This window comes from Paenibacillus helianthi (assembly GCF_001909055.1).
In the GTDB taxonomy this organism is placed as follows: domain Bacteria; phylum Bacillota; class Bacilli; order Paenibacillales; family Paenibacillaceae; genus Paenibacillus_AQ; species Paenibacillus_AQ helianthi.
The window spans coordinates 36,658-55,939 of the sequence record NZ_LVWI01000047.1 but is presented as its reverse complement, the minus strand read 5'-3'; the positions used below and the strand labels follow the sequence as shown (position 1 = coordinate 55,939).

The following is a 19,282-nucleotide window of genomic DNA, read 5'->3' as shown; positions in this document are numbered from 1 at the left end:
TTCTTTATGGCGTCTTGGATACGCCTTTCTTCTTACTGGCCTTGATTTCAGCCGCCTTCTTCATCATCGCCGCGAACTCTTCTTCGGATACCGTCCCGGCGCTGCCGTCATCCAGCACAATCGGAATCTCGGCTTTGCCGGAACGGCCGCCGGCTTTGCTGTAGCTGCGCTGGCGCGTTCCACCTGATGCCGTTGACCCCGCTGCTGAACCTTTACCCTTAACCTTGGTCTGGTCTCGGATATAACGGACAGCCTTCTCGTAGGTGTTCACCTGCTTGACTAGCATATTCGAGGCAATCGCCTCCACGAAGTTACGGTTCATCCGCTGATCGCCCCCGGAGGCTACCATGGTCATCAGATAATGAATGAGTACATTAATGACTTCCCCGCTCAGCTTATAATTCAGATCAATCTTCTCAAAAGTATCCATCAGCTGTGTGGGCACGGCACCCGGGAAAAAAGTCTGCAGCAGGCGTGTATAAGGCTCGTTGCGAAGCATCATATTATATTGGTGAATGTCGCATTTGGACAGAAATTGCGGAGGCACCTCCACATAATATTCCATTTCGACGGACTGCTCCAGCGGAGCGATGGAATCATCGCCTTCCACGGCAGCAGCAGAGCGCAGCGCCACCACCTTCGCTGCGGCAACCTCCCGCTTCTCCTGGCGTTTCATATCCTGGCGGAAATGCTGGCTTGCCTTGTACTGCAGTGCATCCAGAATCACTTCGCCATCCGGTGTGAATACCCCGTCCTCATCCAGCAGACGGGACAGGTCTTGCGGGCTAAGCTCATACTTATGAGCTACATAATTGATCATCCCCATCTGGGTATGGTCAAAACGCAGCTTCTCGACATGAACCCGGTTGACCGACTCCCGCGGAAACCGCAGGATAATATCACTGTACCCGATAGCAGGTTCCCCGGTTTCCCGCATGCCGGGCTGCTTGACCGTTGCCACCTCAGCCAAAGCCTGCTCCAGTTCATAATCGATCACATGGGTATTGAGTTGAAAAATATCATAAAAGGGCAGGGAAATATTTTCTTTGCCGATCGACCGGCGGCTCCATTCCTCCGGTTCCCGGTTCCAGAACTGCTCACGCAGGGACAGCACGGCAAATTTACCGATTTTGTCACGCAGCAGCAGTGTTAAATGCTGGGTTGCAAAAAAATCAGCCGGCGACAGCGGCGGCAGCAGTTCGTATTCGTACATATAATCATCAGTCTCCGCTACAAAGATTCGGCAGGTCTGCAGCAGTCCCACCGCTTCCAGCCGGGAAGCCTGATCCACTATATATTTGCGGCCCTTCTCATTGGGTTCCACACCCAGCGTCATGAACAGACGTCGCTGCTGCTCCACCGGAGAATAGCCGATTGCTTCAGCCGGAATATGCTCAAACAGCAGACGGTACAGACTGATGGCAAAAGCGCCTACCATCGGCTGATAGACCGAGCCCAGCATACGTGCATCTACACTGCTTAGACCGAATTCGCGGGAAACGCAGTACCGATGATGTTCGGTGAAATGATGCAGGTGACTCATGCGCATCTGCGGATTACCTCCCTCTTTTTCTACACGAATCCATTTAGATTTCTATTCTATCACAAAACTTCCGCCCGGAAATGTAAAAAAAAGTCCAAATTCAGTGCTTATCCCCCTGATATCGACAGCTTGTTATCCATTGCTGGCGTGAACAGATAAATGCTTATATTCCAAGAAAAAACGGCTCTCCATCCTTAGGTAAGGACAGCAGCCGCTCTGTATGCGCACGAAACCCTTAGAACATTTTGTAGCCGCCAAGCCTGAGCTTCTGAATTGTCCAGCCACTGAGCACTGCTCCAGCCAGACCCGCAATACCCGTGAGGTAATCCACGACATGGAAGGTGGACAAATGCTCCCACAGGCTCATGGCGCTCCGATCCCAGATCGAATAGACGACCACAGGCAGAATCACAAGGACAAACAGATAGGCAGGGAACCAGGTAGTCTTCATTAACATGTTAAGGATAAAGCCAATGCCAAACATCATAACAAAGAACAAAACGGCCAGAACAAACACAGGAATAAACCCCATCGTACCGCCATCCCCTCTCTCTATAAAGAACCGCACAGCAAACCTTAATTAATAGTAAGTTTACTAGAAAAAATGTAGCGAAGCAATGAACATTATCTTCATCCCGGATCTTCACACAGCAAATCCTGGAGCTGCGCGTTTGCTCTGCCTGCCTGCATGCGATACAATGCAAATAGATTAAGCGGATGTACATATAAACTTATGCTAAGGAGTGAGAATACATGAACGAAGCCGCGTTGACACTGGAAGGCTGGTATGCCCTGCATGACTTCCGCTCTTTGAACTGGACGGCCTGGACGGCTGCCGATGACGAAGAACGTGCTGTTGCCCTGGAAGAACTGCATGCCTTCATGCAGGAATGGGATACAGTTGAGGAAGCCAAGGAAGGAAGCACCACAGTGTACTCCATTGTCGGCCAGAAGGCTGATTTCGTGATGATGTTTCTGCGGGAAAGTCTGGAAGCACTGAACCAGCTTGAGACCGCCTTTAACAAAATCGCCTTTGCCCAGTATACTACCAAGTCCTATTCCTATGTCAGTATCGTTGAGCTCAGCAACTATGCCGCTGGCGGAAGCGCTGGAGACGGCAGTGATCCTATGCAGAATCCGCATGTAGCCGCCCGCTTGAAGCCTGTTCTGCCGCAAATGAAGCATATCTGCTTCTATCCGATGAACAAAAAACGCGAGCTTGCCGACAACTGGTATATGCTCGATATGGAGAAGCGCCGCGAGCTGATGCATTCGCACGGATTAATCGGCCGCGGGTATGCCGGCAAAGTGAAGCAGATCATTACCGGCTCCGTCGGCTTCGACGACTGGGAATGGGGCGTCACCCTATTTGCCGACGACGCGCTGCAGTTCAAGAAGCTGGTCTACGAGATGCGCTTTGATGAGGTCAGCGCCCGCTATGGTGAATTTGGCCCGTTCTATGTCGGCAATCTGCTGACACTGGACAGTTTCGAAGAACTGCTGAAGCTGTAACAACAGTAATCTCCTGTTCCTATGCAGAAAGGGTGTGTCTCCCATAATGGAGACACACCCTTTGTCATGTTCATGAAGTCATACATAGTATTTGAATTAAACCGTTGATGAACCGGTTTCGTCATCCTCTTCGCAGTCTTCCTCTTCTTCACGCAGACTCTCCAGGTATTCAGCCGTCGCCCGGTCGCGGGCCCGCCCTTTATCCTTCAGCCGCTCAATCGCCGGGAGTATGAGGATGTCGATTTCCTTCTGGACACTGTAGGCGAGATCGTAACGGCTCTGGTCCTCCAGATAAGATCCGACCTCAATCAGACCATTATACCGGTCCAGCTCCTCACGCGTCAGCAGGCCGCGGACTTGCACGCTGCAGTGGCGCATCCTAGAGGAATCTTCCTTTTTTTAGGACTAGCGGTATACCGCCGATGATGAAGAGATAACGCATATCCACAACCTTCTTCAGCTGCGCTGCTGTCCAGCCCTTATAGGTCTTATCGCCAACTACGGCAATACCTTGACCTTTCCCCAGAGAAGCTACTGTGCCTTTGTTGCTAAAGGCAAACTTTCTAGGCTGCTGGCTGCGAATCGCGGCCACTAGGTTATGTGCGCAGCATTCACCCTGCTGCATGGCAATCTGTGCCGTTGGCGGGTAAGGGCGTCCTTCCGGATTAATCATCAAAGAGCCATCGCCGATAATAAAGATATTTTCATGTCCCGGAGCGCGCAAGTACTCGTCCACCTTAACCCGTCCGCGCATGGCTTCAAACCCTGCTGCTTCGATCAGCCGGTTGCCGCGGATGCCGCCGGTCCAGACAATAGTTGAGGCTTTGATCTCTTCACCAGTGGCAAGGATAACGCCGCCAGGCAGGCACTCTTTGATGGCTACACCGATCTTGAAGGTTACACCTTTCTTCGTTAGCACTGTCATCGCATGCTCTACCAGTTCAGGTGCAAAGCCCGGCAGTGCCGTAGGAGCAGCCTCCACATTGTAGATATTGACCATGCTTGGATCCACATCATATTCCTTGCACAGCGCCGGAATGCGGTCTGCCAGTTCAGCCACAAATTCAATGCCGCTGAAACCTGCGCCGCCCACAACGAAATTAATATGCTCCTGTGCATTGTTCTCATTCTTGTATTTGGCAAATTGATATTCGATATGCTCACGGATCAAACGCACGGAATTAATACTGCGGATAGTCAGCGCATATTTATCCAGTCCCGGAATTCCGAAGGTTTCAGGTTCCCCTCCAAGGGCGATTACGAGATAGTCATACGACAGCGTACCGTCTTCCAGAATTACCTTTTTTTGCTGGGTGCGAATTTCCTGTACGGAAGATTTAACGAGATCAATTTTGAATTCATCAATTAATTTGGAAATCGATACCCGGGTATGCTCGATGCTGTCTGTACCCGCAGCAGGCATATGTAGATGGGTAGTGAAATAGTGATACTCATGGCGGTTCACCAGTGTCACATCTGCTTCATTATAGTTCAAAGCTTTCTGCAGCCGCTGCGCGGTCAAAATACCTCCATATCCCGCGCCTAGGATAACGATTTTGGGAATACTGCTCATGTTCCGGCTCCTTCCAACAGGTAAATCTGTCTATGTGTTATTTTTTGTAAAAAAATTCGGTTTATTTTGTGAATTTATACACTTAAATTCAGAAGAATTTCCAATTAAACTTAAAGGATTTCTAAAATAACCATATCCATTGTAAACCTTAGTATCGTTTTAATCAAATATAATCATGCAGCAAAATGTCACATTTTTCTTCCGAAATCAAGCCTTTGCAGGTCGGTGTCACAATGTTTATAATGTTAGATAAGCCAGTATGGCAATTTGAAACTATCAACTCGGAGGTGTAATATTCGTGACACAAGAGCAATCCGTTCCTATGAGCGATCTTTTAATCATAGGAGGCGGTCCGGCCGGGATGTTTGCCGCCTTTTATGGCGGGATGCGCCAGGCATCGGTAACCCTAATTGAAAGTATGCCCCAACTGGGAGGGCAGCTTGCTGCTCTTTATCCTGAAAAATATATTTATGACGTGGCCGGCTTTCCAAAAGTCACCGGTCAGGAGCTGGTAGATAACCTTTCCCGCCAAATGGAGCTGTTCCAGTCCGATATCCGGCTGGAGGAGAAGGTCGTTTCGCTTATCAAGCAGGACGAACGCCATTTCGTTATCACTACCGATAAAGCAGAGTATCATAGTAAGGCAGTGATCATTACAGCAGGAGTTGGTGCCTTTGAACCACGCCGTCTGGAACTTCCGGAGGCCGCCCGTTTTGAGAGAGCCAATCTGCATTATTTTATAAGTGATTTGAATGCATTCAAGGGGAAAAAGGTGCTGATCAGCGGTGGCGGCGACTCTGCGGTGGATTGGGCACTGATGCTGGAACCCATTGCTGAAGAGGTAACCCTCATTCACCGCCGGGATAAATTCCGCGCTCATGAGCATAGTGTAGAGAACCTCATGGCATCCAAGGTTAATGTCATTACGCCTTCAGAGATCACCGAGTTGCACGGCGAAGAATTCATTACCAAGGTTACCTTGTCCCATATCAAAACCAAAGAAACGCAAGAACTTGAAGTAGATAGCGTAATCGTCAATTTCGGCTTTGTCTCTTCGCTGGGACCGATTGCCGAGTGGGGCATCGACATTGAGAGCAACTCTATCGTGGTTGACTCCCGCATGGAGACCAGCATTCCAGGGATCTTCGCTGCCGGCGATATTACTACATATCCAGGCAAGCTGAAGCTGATTGCTGTAGGATTTGGAGAAGCCCCTACGGCAGTGAACAATGCCAAGGTCTACCTTGACCCGGAAGCCAAGCTGTCTCCGGGGCACAGCAGCAATCTCAAGCTCTAACGGAACATCCGCTTCCTATTGAACCAAATAAAAGGGTATCTGTTCAGGTTGATTGCACTTCAATCTGAACAGATACCCTATTTTGTGATGCTTGCGGTTTGAATGTAGGAGCTGCTGCAAAGGTGTCTCTGCGTCTTAGTGAAGAACCGCATGAACTGGAGAGTGTAAGTTCCGTTTGCGAATTTCAGCGAGCAGAAGAGCGATGAAATCATGCTCTAATTGCAGTTCTATTGCTCTATGGTAAGAGTCCAAGAGCATCTCATCCGACAATTCAACCATAACGTTCACCTACCTTTCCTTTATTTGGATCTGAATCTATCATAGCAAACTATCATTTTTCGAACAAGCGTTCCCACTATCCACAAGCGACTGTGGAAATCCTGTGTATAAGATGTTAGTAAGGGCCTGAAAGTCATTCACTGTACAGTGGACTATGGGGATAAAAGTTATACACAGGTCTCATCCGCAGGAAATGGGTCTGAAATATTTTTACATTGTTCATAATTCCGTGGAATTTTTTATCAAATATTACCTCGTGAATCACACAACTAATCGCAATTCTATCGTATTACTATATTTATCGTCAATTCTTAAAAATTGCTTAATCATTTCGGACGGGTATTTACTTCCAGAATCCAGATTTTTCCACGTTGATCCACAGCATAATCAAACCCAAGTTCACCGATCCCCGGAAAATGCCGCTCCAGCAGTTCTATGCAGATCAGGGTCAGACGACGCATCTCTGCTTTTTTGGCAGAAGTCCTAATTCGGGGTAAGGATCTTCTTAACCCCTCCCGGCAGCTTAACATCGTGCCTCCCTTACAGAGATTCGTCACGAATAGCCCTGGCCGGGCCACTCTTCCCACCATAGCCCGAAACTCCCAATGATCCCCGTTCTTCACCACCTTGACCCGATAATCAATAGGACGTCCATCAATCCGGGCGAGTGAGATACACTGCTGCATTAGATATCTGCGTTTGACCTTAAACATGTCCAGCGCGCGTCTCATGGATGAGAAATCCCGATACATTCTTGTACTGTTCATATGTGTGAATCCATATGCCCGGCTGCTACGGAACACTTTGATTACCCCGTAACCGCCACCGCCGACAACAGGTTTTATTACGACCGAACCGTATATACCCAGCATCCTTAACAACCCAGCAGCGCTATATTCCATCGTTCTCGGAATGTAACCGGCAACCCGAGGATCGCTCAGCAGCGCCTCGGTTTTCAGCCACTTGCTGGCCAGTTGTCTTCCCGCCATTGTTCTCCCACTCCTTTCACATTCCCCAGCCTACCCTATACTTTACTCAGAAAAGCTCCCACCCTCCTGTATGATTGTCCGTGTAAGCAGGTAGACATGGCAAAAAAGGGCATATAGCTGCGGGGCTCTATGTCCTGGTATATCCATTTATGGGATGCGCCGCTCAAGCCGCAGATTCCGACAAAGCCTGCCTTACGGCAATCGACAGCAATCGCCTGAAATTAGCAAGGATGCATAGAATGTCAGATGGTCTGGAGAGCGCTGCTATCATATTTCGTTAAAGCTGTGCCGATAAAAAATCAATACATAATCATAATAGATTAGGGAGTTGGGTCAATGCAGTGGTACATAAAAGCATTAAAAAACTATAGAGGATTCACAGGGAGGGCCACCCGGACAGAATATTGGATGTTCTTTCTGTTCAATATTATCTTCTTCATCGCTTTGGCTTTTCTACAGGAGATGCTTGGAATCATTCACCTACTGACACCGCTCTATTCGCTCGCCATGTTTTTGCCGTCTTTGGCAGTTCTGTTACGAAGACTACACGATTCCGGAAAGAGCGGCTGGTGGGTTCTGTTCTGTTTGATTCCCATGGTGGGATTCGTTATCTTAACTGTTTTTGCTTGCCTGCCAAGCGAAGGCAACAATAAATACGGGTCTAATTTCAATTACTAGCTGTACATATCTTGACATTCTGCTGGAAAATCCTTAAAAATCATTGTATTATGGCCTGGAGGGGAGGACTCTTCATGGCAGAGTTTTTTGAGGTGCTATACTGGCTGGCAATGGTGGGTATGACAGTCGTTCTGGCGGGAACTACGGTTCTTATTGGGGCACTGGGCTTCAAATTCATCAGAGACCGCCGCAGCGCCCTGGGTGCAGGCTGTATTACCTTTTCTCTGGCTTCCGCCGCGCTGGTCGTCTTTATGATTAATTTCAAATTCATTATCCCTGCATGATTGAAGGATTCTTTCCGTTCATTGCCTTGCCTGTACTGCCCTGTCACAGAGATTTTTCTGTACAGGGTTTTTACTATACTCTATGAAAAACAGAACGGATGGCTTGTGCAGATGGACAGCTTAATTCGCTGATTAATGTTCCAGTATGAACCATTTCATCTCTGGCGATCATATTCCGGTTTTAAAATCGAATACAGATAGGAGTCATGCCATTTCCCTTTATGCCACATGTGTTCACGCAAATGTCCCTCATAGGCCATGCCAAGCTTCTGCATAACTTTGGCTGAACCCACATTCTCCGGACGGCAAGTAGCGTATACACGGTGAAGATCGAGTTCCCGAAAACCAAAATCAAGCACGGCATCAGCAGCCTCAGAGGTATATCCCTGTCTCCAAAACAGCCGATTGAAGCAATAGCCAATTTCCCCTTGGCTCGGTTCACTTACGTGAATGCCGCAGCCACCGATCAGCTGATGGGTCTGTTTGAGAACTACGGCAAATTCAAAGTCTCGCCGCGGACTCTGACGTTGCATTTCCATGGTCAAATTAATATAGCTTCCGGTTTCCTCTTCTGAGTTCGGCCCCCATATCATATATTTCGCCACCAGAGGATCTGAGGCATAGGCATGCACCGCTTCCATATCTTCAAGGACAAATTCACGAATGATTAACCGTTCTGTTTCCAATAGAGTCATGGGGGTCCCTTCCTTCATACTTCAAAGTTTTTACGGAGTCAGCTTGCTGTCCGTTTAATTCGACCTGCATAGAAAGATAGTACAGATGAACTCAAGGATACGTTCATTTTCACATAGGTTTTTAGTTTGTAAGTAATCTGGCCTATGCAGTTATCCCTTCAGGTGTTTTCTCCATAGGCTTGTCCATAGAAAAGGAACGCCGAACACTTCGTCCTTCTCCGCACATTCCTTCATCAACCGGATCTCCACCAGCTCAAAATATCCGCCTAAGAGTTCGCTTAATTTCTCTTGGCTGTACGCTTGTCCGCCATGCATGCTTCGGTCCCGGTACACATCCCAGTCGCTTAATTCCATGGCTCCTCCCATTTCCGTAAACCCGGGAGCAAAACATGTTAATCCAAAATATCCCCCGTCCTTCAGCGCATGATGGATCATCTCCATATATCCAATTCGCCGATGGGGCCACAGATGATGAAGACAGCCTGCATCATAGACCAGATCATATTCTGACTCGGGAGACAGGTCAAAAACCGATCCGCAGGTAAAATTCACCTGAATATTTTTTTCAGCTGCACGTTCCTTCGCCCAGGCAATGGCTTCTTCCGAAAGATCGATTGCATCCACATCAAAATCATGAAGCGCCGCATAAATCGCATTCCGTCCAGGTCCGCACCCCAATTCCAGCATGCGTCCGCCCTGCAGTATCTCCGATTCTACATAAGAGACCAAATTTTCATCCGGCTTATCTACAAAAAAGGGAACCCCCTTCGTTCTGTCACTATAGAATTTGTCCCAAAACGGGACGGGCTCTCTCATTAGCGAGTCCAGCATATGGAGTAAATCAACATTGGTTTTGATCGTTTCCGGCATTTTGTGCATCTCCTAGATTAGATTATTTCCTTCGCCACAGCTAGACAGCATCACCAGCTATACTTCTTCAGTTCTTCATCAAGCAGATGTCTGTTCGCAGAAAGATAGCCAACCAGGTTATCAAAAATATTGCGGTCAGGTGTATTCAAATACAGTGCCTCGGACAGCCTGAGTATTCCATCTAACACTTCTGCATTCAGGATGTACCGGTCTTGAAAGCTGCTGACTTCATGCAGACCGGGAGATTTTATTCGCTGAGCCGGAGTGATTTCAAGCTGCTGGTAGATCTGCTCTAAAATCTCCGCATCTTCGGCTGCGCCAATATGCTGAAGTGCTTGAATAGTCTCCAGCAAATACCGGCCGGATGAATTCTCCAGAAAGCCCAGGATGCCATTCATCGTGAGTTCTGTATCCAGATCGATCAGCAGCATAATCTCCCTCAGGAATCCAGGTGATTTCAGCACATCCTCCCGGGCAGCCGCATTCTCAGGCTCATAGATGCTGCTGCATACCGAATCAACGATTTCTTCCGCTGAGAGGGTTGAAGATTCTTTAGGAAACCATGTATTGATATTCGCCTTCGGGTTACTCATCATCGTTCCTCCAGTCAACTTATGAATTGCGTATTGTTGATTTTGTTATATTCCATAACCAACTCAATATATAGAGCTAGTTTATTTTCTAGCCTCCATTCAAAAAGTGATTGGACCGCTTCGAAAATATCAGGTTTGACCCAATAGGGAATGGCATTGCGTGTGATTTCATCATCTACTAAATGCTCATAGAAACCTACTGCCGCAGCATTGCACAGATAATGGCTTCGGTTGCCTTGATGAAAGCACCATTCTACGTAATTATAGATTTTGGTAAGCTCAAAGGTATTATTATTTCTGTGGAGCTCATCGAGCCTAATGTGCAACTCAAGTAACAGGGAATATACGGTGTCATCTTTTTGAGTAAAATGAAATCTGGCATCACAAAACAACTCCAGAGCCTTTCTTCTCCATACGCTCATAGTACCCTCCATTTTATTCCGACCATAGACGCAACATCAGAATCATAATGCCTCCTTGCCTAGGCTAAGTAAAACCATATCCGGAAAAAGCCCATTCCAATATTCTTTCATTGTTCCAAGCACTTCGTTTTTTGTAGCCTCTGATAATCCGTACCCCGTAAAACCCCTCTGACTCCAATAGGGATAACTCGTGAAAATATGCTGCCAATGCTCTCTGATCTCACTGTAAAAATCCATAGCATTGCATTCTAAAATATTTTTCCAAGTAATCAACTGCTGGGCTGCGCTTTGGTTCTCAAAAACAGATCCCCCCCGGAATCAGACCCACATAATCGGTACCGTAGTAAATATCAACCACTCGGATTGGACCAACAATTTGATGATTGAATTCGTCCATTTCCTCAGCAGGTATCCACAACTCTAGATGATGTCTGGCTCCTACAACATGTTCTTCATACTGATCGATATAAGGACTGGCCACGTCAAATTCAGTTACAAATCCGGCATAGCCGGAAAATAGGTCCTTGGTGTTCCATTCTCTCGCGATTTGATCAGCATACGGCTTATTAAGAACAGGATAAAAAATCGGTTGTTCCGGTAATCTGGGAGGAAAGCCGCCGAGGTGCAGATCGAGTATTAGTTTCATTTCCGTGAGGCCGACGGGCCGGTATAAGGTTTTCATATGAGCTCCTCCGTTATTATCCTGCCTTCAGAACGTTATCCACACTACAATTCAGTATATCAGTCCCGCTAAAAACTGGAAACTGGATGAGCCCAGACAAGCAGAAACGGCTTCGCCGCCCTTTTTAGGACGGTAGCCGTTCAGCGAGAAATATAAGGATAGGCAACTTATTGCGTACAACATATAAAATACGGATTATATTTAAAAAAGCCTCCAGATCTGCGCACCTATTAAATTAAATTGAGATCAGATCCTTGATCCGGACCGGAAGCCCGGTGCGGATGGCTTGGTTGGCAGCGATGCCGGTCATGATGGAGCGGGCTCCATCCCGGTGGTCAGCTGCCCGGTGGTAGATGTCCTCGTCCGGGGTTCCGAACAGATCATTCAGCAGCACCGGATCTCCCCCGCCGTGACCTCCTGCTCCTTCGTCCACTTGGACCTCATAAGGCGCATCAAACATGGGATGGACCACAATATGCTTGCCCTCCACGGCACCTTCCAGTGACCGGTCACCTCCGGCATTGACATAGGATTTCTCTACTATGCTCATTTCGATTCTTCCTTTGGAGCCGTTAAAAGCGATCCGGTAGCCTTCCCAAGGCATATAGGCATTCAGCGAATAGGTGAGAATGGCCTTGTTGCTGTACCGGACCATTACCCCCATGGTGTCCTCGATGCTGATGCCGTCGCCGAATACGCTTTGATCCCGCTGGTAGCCGTCATCCGCCTCCGCATCCAGATACATCTCCTTCAGCACGGGATTCTGATCCAGATGCAGGGCGAAAGGATCTTCCGAGGCTGCCGGATTGCCGGTGCCACGCTGGTAGAACGAAGTTACGCCGCGCCGTTCGGCGTTCTCCCGGCCGTAGAATCTCAGATCACCAAAGGCAAATACCGTCTCCGGCTCCGCACCGATCCAGAAGTTGACCAGATCGAAATGATGAGTCGATTTGTGGACAAGCAGGCCTCCGCTGTTACGCTTATCCCGATGCCAGCGGCGGAAATAATCCGCACCATGCTGTGTATTCAACAGCCATTCAAAATGGATCGAATGCACATCCCCGATCACCCCGGAGGAGATCAGCTCGCGGGCCTTCGTGTGATGCGGAGCATAACGGTAATTGAAGGTAACCCGCACCTTATGTCCTGTTCGCTCCACAGCATCGTATATCTCTTTGCATTTCTCCACATCGACGGTCATGGGCTTCTCCGTAATGACATCACAGCCCAGCTCAAGCGCCCGGATAATATATCGGTGATGTGTCCGGTCCACACTGGTAACAATGACGATATCCGGATTATCGGTTTCAACCATCTCATCAAATTGTTCAGTCCGGTAAGTGCGCACCTGCGGATATTCATAGGTTCCCGAGAGAACCTTATTGGCATAATCCATACGCGTCTGGTTCACATCGCAAAAAGCGGTAAGCTCTGCGGAATCCCTGTATTCCTTTGCAATGGCTTCATAGAAGAATTGTGCCCTGCCCCCAATGCCTACCTGTACATAACGTTTCTTATCCAATTCTCTTTCGCCTCCTATAGTTCATCCTATTTGTTGGCTTTCAGCCATAGAGTAACACAATATTTATATGGTTTCTCTGCAATTATCACTCCTTTTATCTAATACCCCGCTTATTTTGCTATAATAGCTGCATATGTTATTTTCTATATGAGGAGAGTTGGGTATGGACATTGGGCAGGTGCCGGATCAAATTAGATTTGACCTTACAGCTTCCCGGAATGGACTTCAGATAGAGTTCGACAGGAATGATTTTCACACCATGACGGAAACCCATTTTCACCGTGAATATGAACTGTATTATCTTTTTTCCGGTGAGCGGAATTACTTCATCCATGACCGCAGTTTCACCGTACAGCCCGGAGATATCGTGCTGATCGGCTCGGATATAGTGCATAGAACCTCCGACGCCGGCATCCCCGGCTACGAAAGAATGCTGCTGTATTATGATCCTGCCTTCTTCGACGGATTCTCCGCAGAACATAAGCAACTGCTATTGTCTGTATTCTCCCATGAGTATCCTATACTGAGGCTGAAGCTACAGCAGCGCCTCCCGCTGGAGGCGCTGCTGCTGAAACTGCTCGGGGAGCTTACTGAAGAACCCCCGGGCTATGAAATCCACGCGGTCCATGCGGCGACCGAGCTGCTGCTGTTCACGGCCAGAGAATTGCTCAGACAGGAGCCGTCTGTTCACTACGAGCCTACACCGGTACAGCAGAAGATCACCGCTATAGTCCGCCATATTCATGCCAGCTATGCTGAACCTCTGGAGCTGGACGACTTATCTTCCCGCTTCTACATCAGCAAAAGTCATCTTAGCCGAATGTTCAAGGAAGTTACCGGCTTCGGATTCAGCGAATACATCAATCTCACAAGAGTCAGGCAAGCACAGCGCTTATTAAAGGAAACCGGATTATCGGTCACCTCCGTTTCCGAGCAGTGCGGCTTCGGGAACTTCTCCCATTTCGGTAAAGTCTTCAAGCAGCTGAGCGGAGTATCCCCACGCGAGTACCGCTTGTTCAACAGCTAGAGTGGCGCTGCGCCGGGACAAGCGGCTGGAATTGCAGCGGCTGTCGCCAAGTATACCAATCAGCAAATCTCACGCTGAAGCTTTCGGGAGCTGGAAGGTTCTAAAACAGTTTCCTATTCAACCCATGCAAAAACGCAGAAGCCGAAATTCCGGTTTCTGCGTTTCAATCTTATAGTATACCTTCTCTACACCTAGTTCCCTTAAGAACTAATGCTTCGGGGTCACTTTCCCGTCGCTATATCTCTGGAGCTCAATATAGACGAAATCAGTTGTATCCGGATTCCCCCGGAGTGGATGGATAGTATGCTTTTGCCTATCTTTTATAAGGAACACTCCTCTTATGGAACGCTAGAAGCTGCGGCTGTCCTGGATATGGATATAGTTGATACCCTGAGGGGTCAATTTGGAGCCGCTTGTGTTCGCAACACGGACCGCTTTTTTACCTTTTCCGCTAAGGGAGAAGCTGATATTGCTGGCCAGATTGTTCTCCTTAATCTGTTCCAGTGCGCTATGATACCCCCCTATTGTTATCCCTTCCAGGTTCTCCAGCACCGGTTCTTTGCCCTCTTCAATTGTCTTGAGAATTTGATAGATCAACGACTTGCTTCCGTCCATCGTCAGCGCCTCCTGCATCTCTATTGTGAGCGTTTACAACATTCAAACTCCGTACACAAATTGATTCCATTTGTATATCTATCACTTATTCGACAGTGAGTATTCATTACCTCTTATTGGAAAATTATTATGCAGTTTGTTTGGACTTACAACCCCGAGAAGGGGGAACAGGAGTCAGAATGACCGATGTAACGGCCTCATACGAGTCCTCCTCCTTCATATTAGTGCAAACCCAATGCCTCTTTCATCAATCGTTCGGGGAAGCTGCTTAGTTTAACCAAAGGACACCGATTGTTTTTTTGATTAAGCGCTATAATATTCATTGCGTGAGGAGGATAATCCGAAATTAAGAATCCTGTCATCTTCACCATGTCTGTCATAGAACCCCGCACACTTCGACTATAGGTTTTCGTGAACTTGATTGCATCTGCTTTACTTACATACTCCGTAATGTTTGAATCACTGACCTCATCGGCTCGCAAGTTCTCTATCAGAGACTGGACGAATAAATGGTTAATGTTTTTAAAATGTTCCTTCTTCATTCCAAATAAAATAAAGTTATACCGCGTCTGATTGTTCATAAAAATCACGTTATTCTTCCTAGCCATCCGGAACACATTAGCATGCCACTTATAAAATCCAGCCTCTTCTTCATTGTCCTGTTCCTCTACCAAAGCGCTAAGCTCAAAAAGCTTCTTCGTCAAAGCTATGGTGATCATGTTGTTCTCCCTTTGTTGTCCTAATGGGTAGCTGTTTAATGTATTCATAATGTTTTGGACAGCACGGCATGTTCTTGTTTTGTGTAGTCATTATTCGTATAGGTTGCGATAGCTGCCTCATTGTTTGCGCCGGTTATTAATTTAATTTCTTTGACCCCTCGGGCCCGAAGTTCCGCTTCCAGAAAAGAAAGTAATGATGTGGCGCACCCGCTTCTTCGCGCATTCTCACTCACATACATTTCAGTAATTTCTCCATACAACTCCCGATAACATACGGATTTGAAATATTGGCCGCATGCAAAACCTACCGGTGTATCTCCGCGTATGCCCAGCGCGACCAGTTCATTTGACGAAACCAGTGTTTCCTGAATTGTATGCATGTCCATTAGAACTCCGTTAAACTCATAGTTAAGCTTTGCCAGACTTTCGGCATCCTCCGGGGTTGCCAGTCTTACCAGGATTGGATTATTCATACCTGTTCAAGAACGCTCCTCTTTCACTCAGTATACAAGCACAGCTAAATACTGGAACTTCCGCCGGCTTGCTGTGGACGGTACAAAAAAAGCCTCCAGCACATGCACCTGAAGGCTTCGCAATTGTATATGAAGCGATAAAAGTAGTAACACACTAATCTTTAGGTGGAATTTCTCCATTTGATTAGCCGAAAACTGTTGTGTAGCAGCAATTAGTGGGATTTTCTCCACTTCATTCAGAGGAAATCAGCAGATGTGGTCTAATTGAGCTATTTTAGATGGACTTATTCCACCTAATGATGATCCAGCTGCCTAAGGTCTCGGTTTAGTGGGAGTAATTCCACTTCATCCAAACGTTCATGTTGGGCGCCTCACTCCGCAGCATTAAACATCGCTTACGAGCGTGTGGATCAAAAAGTCAACATCGTCTTCAGCCGATGCTGCATGGAAGCCAGCTCAACAGCAGTTAGGACGACTCAGTCGTAGTTCAGCGCAGTTCAGCCTCAGCTAACACAGTTCATCCGCAGCACAACACGGCTCAGCCGCAGGTAGCGTTGCTCCACCTCAGTTTAGCAAGGCTCAGCCGCAGGCTTGCCGGCATCGTCCTTCGTACGGAACGATGATCCGCAGCCGCAGGTGGCGGTGGCGTTCGGGTTATTAATGGTGAAGCCGCCGGTCATGCCGGATTCCTCGAAGTCGATTTCGAGGCCATTCAGGTAACGGATATCGTCTTTGCTTACGACAACCTTCATGCCCTGAACATCCAGGTATACGTCCTGATCGCTCTCGTTGTCGTCGAAGCCCATGGCGTAGGAGAAGCCGCTGCAGCCGCCTTCAGTAACACCAAGCCGAAGGAACATATTTGGAATTTCCTGTTCAGCCAGCATAGTCTTGAGTTGTTCTGCTGCTGATTCACTGATTGTAATCATGGTCTCTAACCTCCTGAATAAATATTCTGTATTCGATGGCTGATCCAGCCAAAAGTCATTTTTTATATAAAATTAAGTATACTCCACTATCCCCCTGCCCTCAAGTCCAAACTGAACCTGCCGTTTATATCTGCACCCTCCTATCCCATCTCTTCTCAGCGGTTGCCCGCTCCCCTGTGAGAGGTTTATAATAGGTAAAGCGGTATGCGTAAAATTCGGAAAATTGTCACGCAGGCAGCTGACATCGCAGCTATTTGTAATGGACGGCCACTCCCTAAGTTTGTTTTGGGAATTATTCTGCGATGCATTTGCCTCGCCATAACCTTCAGGAGGAATCATATGTCTACTCTTATAACACCCCACACAGACGCCAAAATGGCGAACATCATCGAGAAGGTTCGCGGCGGAGAACGATTAAATTTGGAAGATGGCGTTTATTTATATGAAAGCAATGATTTACTCACCATCGGCCAGTTGGCCAATGAAGTCAATCAGCGCAAGAACGGCAACAAGGTATATTTTATCGAAAACATGAGCCTATATTTCACCAATGTCTGCGAAGCACACTGCGCATTCTGCAATTTCCGCAAGGATGACGGTGAAGAAGGCGCTTATACCCTTTCCGGTCAGGAAATGGTGCAATATGTCGAACAGCATATCCACCCCGGGGTGCGTGAGTTCCATATTGTCGGCGGCCATAATGATAAGGTACCTTTTCAATATTATGTGGATTCGCTTAAGGCCTTGAATGAAGCGTTCCCGCAGGTGACTCTGAAGGCCTACACAGCGGCGGAGATCGATTTCTTCACCCGAATCAGCGGACTCAGTATCCGTGAGGTGCTGGAGGAACTGCGTGCAGCCGGACTTCAGTCGCTTACAGGCGGTGGAGCAGAAATTCTCTCTGACCAATACCGCAAAAAAATGCGGGTCAACAAAGCCAATGTAGAGGAATACCTGGAGGTTCACCGGACGGCACACCAGCTCGGCATGAAGACCCATACCACGATGCTGTACGGATCGATCGAGTCTCATGAGGACCGCGTGCGGCATATGCTGCAAATCCGGGATCTTCAGGATGAAACGAACGGCTTCATGGTATTCATTCCCCTGTCGATGCAGCCCAAGAATAAGAACGCCGGAATCATGCGCCGTAACTCGGCCTACGAGGACCTCAAAACGATTGCGATCAGCCGTCTAATGCTGGACAATTTCGACCATATTAAGGCTTATTTCATCAATATCGGGGCACAGCTAACCCAGGTTGCCCTGAGCTTCGGCGCATCTGACGTGCACGGCACGATTCTGAAGGAACGGATTAGCCACGCGGCTGGGGCCTTAACTCCAGAGGGACTGACCCGCGAAGAGCTGATCTGGCTGGTGAAGGGCGCCGGTAAGATTCCGGTAGAACGGGATACCTTCTACAACGAGATTAAGGTATACGAATAACTGCAAGCCGGAATTCATCCGATAACAGCTGCAATGGCCATTACTTGAGCCATATTCGAAAGGAAGATGTCATGAGAACAGTACTCGTCTTGGGCGGCGGCTACGGCGGTCTTGCCCTTATTCAAGAATTACTCGACAACCATCTCCCCCATGATGTGGAAATTGTTTTGATTGACCGGATGCCTTATCAGGGAATCAAGACGGAATACTACGCACTGGCTGCGGGCACCGTCACGGATTACCATCTGCGCATCCAGTTCCCGGTTCACCCCCGTCTTACGGTTCGTTACGGAGAAGTGGGCTCCATTGATCTGGGGAGCCGTGTGGTATTTCTGAAGACAGGGGAACCGTTGTCTTACGACATTTTGGCCATTGCACTCGGCTGTACGGATAATTATCATCATATTCCAGGAGCAGAACAGCATACTTGCAGCATCCAGAGCTTCTCCGGGACACGTGAAACCTACCGCCGTCTGAATGACGTGAAACCATACGGAACCGTTAACATTGTAGGTGGCGGACTTAGCGGAGTGGAGATTGCTGCAGAGCTGCGGGAGAGCCGTCCGGATCTGAACATCGCCATTCTGGACCGGGGAGAACGCGTGCTGTCCTCCTTTCCCGCGAAGCTGTCGCAGTATGTAGAGGAATGGTTCAGTGAGCATCACGTGGAGACCCTGGGCCAAATTTCTGTATCCCACGTTGAAAAGGATGCCATCTTCAATGGCACCCAGGCCATTCCCGGAGATGTAACCGTATGGACCGCAGGCATCCAGCCGGTGCAGGTCGTCCAGGAGCTAGAGCTGCCGAAGGACCGGGGCGGACGGATTGTTGTGGGTCAGTATTATAATGTGGCTGATTATCCGGAGGTTTATGTGATTGGGGACTGTGCAAGTCTTCCCTTTGCACCCAGCGCACAGGCGGCAGGAGCGCAAGGTGAACAGGTGGCACAGATTATTCAAGCACTATGGCGCGATGAAACACCGAAGCTGCACAAAATCAAGCTGAAGGGCACCCTTGGCTCTCTGGGCAAAAATGCCGGCTTTGGCCTGATGGGCCGCCGTTCTGTGATAGGACGGGTTCCCCGCCTGCTGAAAAGCGGTGTGCTCTGGATGTCCAAGCGGCATTTCGGCTAAA

The 19,282-nt window shown here is 48.2% G+C and carries 23 protein-coding genes; 7 read left to right on the top strand and 16 right to left on the bottom strand.

The features are described from left to right. Positions 1–4: 4 nt before the first annotated feature. Positions 5–1,549, bottom strand: a complete 1,545-nt coding sequence (locus tag A3844_RS17675; protein WP_074087162.1) for a replication initiation and membrane attachment family protein — start codon at positions 1,547–1,549, stop codon at positions 5–7. Between the two features lie 229 nt (positions 1,550–1,778). Then, positions 1,779–2,075 (bottom strand): YuiB family protein, encoded by a 297-nt coding sequence (locus A3844_RS17670; RefSeq protein ID WP_074108079.1) that lies wholly within the window; start codon positions 2,073–2,075, stop codon positions 1,779–1,781. Positions 2,076–2,296: 221 nt separating this feature from the next. Between A3844_RS17670 and hemQ the strand changes: the two genes are divergently transcribed. Continuing rightward, the gene (gene hemQ, locus A3844_RS17665; protein ID WP_074087165.1) at positions 2,297–3,055 is read left to right on the top strand and encodes a hydrogen peroxide-dependent heme synthase; all 759 of its coding nucleotides are present in this window, start codon (positions 2,297–2,299) and stop codon (positions 3,053–3,055) included. 96 nt (positions 3,056–3,151) lie between these two features. Here the strand turns inward: hemQ and A3844_RS17660 are convergent, their stop codons facing one another. Together A3844_RS17660 and A3844_RS17655 are read right to left on the bottom strand one after the other, a co-directional pair. Next, entirely contained in the window at positions 3,152–3,433 is a 282-nt protein-coding gene (locus A3844_RS17660) for a hypothetical protein (RefSeq protein WP_074083855.1), read from the bottom strand. Between the two features lies 1 nt (position 3,434). Next, on the bottom strand, positions 3,435–4,628 hold the full coding sequence (locus A3844_RS17655) for an NAD(P)/FAD-dependent oxidoreductase (protein WP_074083854.1): 1,194 nt from the start codon (positions 4,626–4,628) through the stop codon (positions 3,435–3,437). A 322-nt stretch (positions 4,629–4,950) separates the two neighbouring features. Here A3844_RS17655 and A3844_RS17650 point away from each other — a divergent pair, with 322 nt between their 5' ends. Then, the gene (locus A3844_RS17650; protein ID WP_074083873.1) at positions 4,951–5,925 is read left to right on the top strand and encodes an NAD(P)/FAD-dependent oxidoreductase; all 975 of its coding nucleotides are present in this window, start codon (positions 4,951–4,953) and stop codon (positions 5,923–5,925) included. A gap of 135 nt (positions 5,926–6,060) precedes the next feature. On the opposite strand, the gene sda is transcribed toward A3844_RS17650, so the two are convergent. Continuing rightward, positions 6,061–6,204, bottom strand: a complete 144-nt coding sequence (gene sda / locus A3844_RS17645) for a sporulation histidine kinase inhibitor Sda (protein WP_042217282.1) — start codon at positions 6,202–6,204, stop codon at positions 6,061–6,063. 326 nt (positions 6,205–6,530) lie between these two features. Continuing rightward, on the bottom strand, positions 6,531–7,193 hold the full coding sequence (locus A3844_RS17640) for a YheC/YheD family protein (RefSeq protein ID WP_074108078.1): 663 nt from the start codon (positions 7,191–7,193) through the stop codon (positions 6,531–6,533). A 336-nt stretch (positions 7,194–7,529) separates the two neighbouring features. On the opposite strand from A3844_RS17640, the gene A3844_RS17635 reads away from it, so the two are divergent. Together A3844_RS17635 and A3844_RS17630 are read left to right on the top strand one after the other, a co-directional pair. Further along, positions 7,530–7,871, top strand: a complete 342-nt coding sequence (locus A3844_RS17635; protein ID WP_074108077.1) for a DUF805 domain-containing protein — start codon at positions 7,530–7,532, stop codon at positions 7,869–7,871. Between the two features lie 74 nt (positions 7,872–7,945). Further along, positions 7,946–8,155, top strand: a complete 210-nt coding sequence (locus A3844_RS17630) for a hypothetical protein (protein WP_074083851.1) — start codon at positions 7,946–7,948, stop codon at positions 8,153–8,155. Between the two features lie 155 nt (positions 8,156–8,310). Here A3844_RS17630 and A3844_RS17625 read toward each other — a convergent pair whose 3' ends face one another. The 6 genes from A3844_RS17625 to A3844_RS17595 all read right to left on the bottom strand — a co-directional run bounded on the left by A3844_RS17625 (position 8,311) and on the right by A3844_RS17595 (position 12,939). Beyond that, complete coding sequence (locus tag A3844_RS17625) at positions 8,311–8,850, bottom strand: GNAT family N-acetyltransferase (RefSeq protein ID WP_074108076.1); 540 nt, start codon at positions 8,848–8,850, stop codon at positions 8,311–8,313. Between the two features lie 150 nt (positions 8,851–9,000). Beyond that, positions 9,001–9,729, bottom strand: a complete 729-nt coding sequence (locus A3844_RS17620; RefSeq protein ID WP_074108075.1) for a class I SAM-dependent methyltransferase — start codon at positions 9,727–9,729, stop codon at positions 9,001–9,003. 41 nt (positions 9,730–9,770) lie between these two features. Continuing rightward, entirely contained in the window at positions 9,771–10,316 is a 546-nt protein-coding gene (locus tag A3844_RS17615) for a DMP19 family protein (protein ID WP_074103033.1), read from the bottom strand. 11 nt (positions 10,317–10,327) lie between these two features. Then, positions 10,328–10,735: a DUF7674 family protein gene (locus A3844_RS17610; RefSeq protein ID WP_074108074.1), complete on the bottom strand. Its 408-nt coding sequence runs from the start codon at positions 10,733–10,735 to the stop codon at positions 10,328–10,330. Positions 10,736–11,030: 295 nt separating this feature from the next. Next, the gene (locus A3844_RS17600) at positions 11,031–11,417 is read right to left on the bottom strand and encodes an ADP-ribosylation/crystallin J1 (RefSeq protein WP_074108072.1); all 387 of its coding nucleotides are present in this window, start codon (positions 11,415–11,417) and stop codon (positions 11,031–11,033) included. A 235-nt stretch (positions 11,418–11,652) separates the two neighbouring features. Further along, the gene (locus A3844_RS17595) at positions 11,653–12,939 is read right to left on the bottom strand and encodes a Gfo/Idh/MocA family oxidoreductase (protein ID WP_074108071.1); all 1,287 of its coding nucleotides are present in this window, start codon (positions 12,937–12,939) and stop codon (positions 11,653–11,655) included. A 163-nt stretch (positions 12,940–13,102) separates the two neighbouring features. Between A3844_RS17595 and A3844_RS17590 the strand changes: the two genes are divergently transcribed. Then, a complete protein-coding gene (locus A3844_RS17590; protein ID WP_074083844.1) occupies positions 13,103–13,966 on the top strand; it encodes a helix-turn-helix transcriptional regulator in 864 nt (287 codons plus the stop codon). Between the two features lie 348 nt (positions 13,967–14,314). Here the strand turns inward: A3844_RS17590 and A3844_RS17585 are convergent, their stop codons facing one another. From A3844_RS17585 to A3844_RS17570, 4 genes are all read right to left on the bottom strand, one after another. Continuing rightward, a complete protein-coding gene (locus A3844_RS17585; protein WP_074083843.1) occupies positions 14,315–14,581 on the bottom strand; it encodes a hypothetical protein in 267 nt (88 codons plus the stop codon). A 221-nt stretch (positions 14,582–14,802) separates the two neighbouring features. Next, positions 14,803–15,300 carry a DUF6933 domain-containing protein gene (locus tag A3844_RS17580; protein ID WP_074108070.1) on the bottom strand — a complete coding sequence of 166 codons (498 nt, stop codon included), beginning with the start codon at positions 15,298–15,300 and terminating at the stop codon, positions 14,803–14,805. 44 nt (positions 15,301–15,344) lie between these two features. Beyond that, the gene (locus A3844_RS17575; RefSeq protein ID WP_074108069.1) at positions 15,345–15,773 is read right to left on the bottom strand and encodes a GNAT family N-acetyltransferase; all 429 of its coding nucleotides are present in this window, start codon (positions 15,771–15,773) and stop codon (positions 15,345–15,347) included. Between the two features lie 569 nt (positions 15,774–16,342). After that, positions 16,343–16,702, bottom strand: a complete 360-nt coding sequence (locus A3844_RS17570; protein ID WP_074108068.1) for a HesB/IscA family protein — start codon at positions 16,700–16,702, stop codon at positions 16,343–16,345. Positions 16,703–17,041: 339 nt separating this feature from the next. On the opposite strand from A3844_RS17570, the gene mqnE reads away from it, so the two are divergent. Next, entirely contained in the window at positions 17,042–18,148 is a 1,107-nt protein-coding gene (gene mqnE, locus A3844_RS17560; RefSeq protein ID WP_074083838.1) for an aminofutalosine synthase MqnE, read from the top strand. 71 nt (positions 18,149–18,219) lie between these two features. Continuing rightward, the gene (locus A3844_RS17555; protein ID WP_074083837.1) at positions 18,220–19,281 is read left to right on the top strand and encodes an NAD(P)/FAD-dependent oxidoreductase; all 1,062 of its coding nucleotides are present in this window, start codon (positions 18,220–18,222) and stop codon (positions 19,279–19,281) included. The last annotated feature ends 1 nt before the right edge of the window (position 19,282 follow it).